This is a genomic window from Nakamurella sp. (assembly GCF_048594475.1).
Taxonomy (GTDB): domain Bacteria; phylum Actinomycetota; class Actinomycetes; order Mycobacteriales; family Nakamurellaceae; genus Nakamurella.
The window spans coordinates 1-1,535 of the sequence record NZ_JBMDXT010000213.1; the positions used below are offsets into that span (position 1 = coordinate 1).

General features: G+C 71.5%; 2 protein-coding genes. Both read left to right on the plus strand.

Annotated elements, in window-relative coordinates; all coding sequences use genetic code 11:
* The coding region (locus ACOJUF_RS09940; protein WP_420121698.1) for a TIM-barrel domain-containing protein at positions 1-987 on the plus strand (987 nt) is incomplete at its 5' end.
* A gap of 21 nt (positions 988-1,008) precedes the next feature.
* The coding region (locus ACOJUF_RS09945; protein WP_420121699.1) for a family 1 glycosylhydrolase at positions 1,009-1,535 on the plus strand (527 nt) is incomplete at its 3' end.

Genomic DNA, 1,535 nt, shown 5'->3' on the forward strand with positions numbered 1-1,535 from the left:
CGGATGCACAACTACTACACCCACCTGTACAACCGGACCGTCTTCGAGCTGCTGGAGCGGCGGCGCGGGACCGGGGAGGCCGTGCTGTTCGCCCGGTCGGCCACCGCCGGTGGCCAGCAGTACCCGGTGCACTGGGGCGGCGACAACGACTCGACGTTCGTCTCGATGGCCGAGACCCTGCGCGGCGGCCTCTCGCTGGCGGCCAGCGGCTTCGGGTACTGGTCGCACGACATCGGCGGGTTCGAGGGCACCCCGGACCCGGCCGTGTTCAAACGCTGGCTCGCGTTCGGCCTGCTCTCCAGCCACAGCCGGCTGCACGGGTCGGACTCCTACCGCGTGCCCTGGGCGTTCGACGAGGAGGCCGTGGACATCGCCCGCCGGTTCACCCGGCTGCGGATGCGGCTGATGCCTTACCTGCTCGCCACGGCCGACCAGGTCGTCGAACGGGGCACCCCGATGATCCGGCCGATGGCGATGGAGTTCCCGGACGACCCGGCCACCGACCACCTGAGCACCCAGTACATGCTCGGCGACGCGCTGCTGGTCGCCCCGGTGTTCCACGCCGACGGGCACGTCCGCTACTACGTGCCGGCCGGCCGCTGGACCGGCCTGCTGGACGGGCGGGTGGTCCAGGGCCCGCGGTGGGTGGAGGAGGTGCACGGCTACGACAGCCTGCCGGTGCTGGTCCGGCCGGGCACGGTGCTTCCGTTGGGCGACCACGAGGACGGTCCCGAGTACGACCACGCGGCCGGCGTGAGCCTGCACCTGTACGAGCCGGGGACCCTGACGGAGGCGACCCTGCGGGTCGGCGACGTCGTGTTCGCGGTCCATCGGGACGGCCGGACGGTCACCGTCCACGGCCCCGATCCGGCGGAAAGTCCGTGGTCGATCGTCCGTCGAGCGGACGAAGAGGGCAGTGGAAGCGCTTCCACAACGGCTGCCACGTCCGCTAGCGTCACGTTCACGCTGTCCGACGCCGCCGCGTGACCCTCCGGAAGGACCAAGTCCATGACCAGTTCGCCCCGTTCGTTTCCCGAGGGCTTCCTGTGGGGCTCGGCGACCGCGTCCTACCAGATCGAGGGTGCGGTGCACGAGGACGGCCGCGGCCCCTCCATCTGGGACACCCTGAGCCACACCCCGGGCAAGGTGCTGAACGGCGACACCGGTGACGTCGCCGACGACCACTACCACCGGTGGGAGTCCGACCTGGACCTGATCAAGGACCTCGGCCTGCAGGCGTACCGGTTCTCGGTCGCCTGGCCCCGGGTCCAGCCGGACGGCGCCGGCGCGTTCAACGCCAGGGGCGCCGACTTCTACTCCCGGCTGGTCGACGGGTTGCTTGAGCGCGGGGTGTGCCCGGTCGTCACGCTCTACCACTGGGACCTGCCGCAGGCCCTGGAGGACCGGGGCGGCTGGACGAACCGGGACACCGCGCTGCGGTTCGCCGACTACGCCACCCACGTGGCCGGCGTCCTGGGCGACCGGGTCGAGATGTGGACGACGCTCAACGAGCCCTGGTGCTCGGCCTTCCTCGG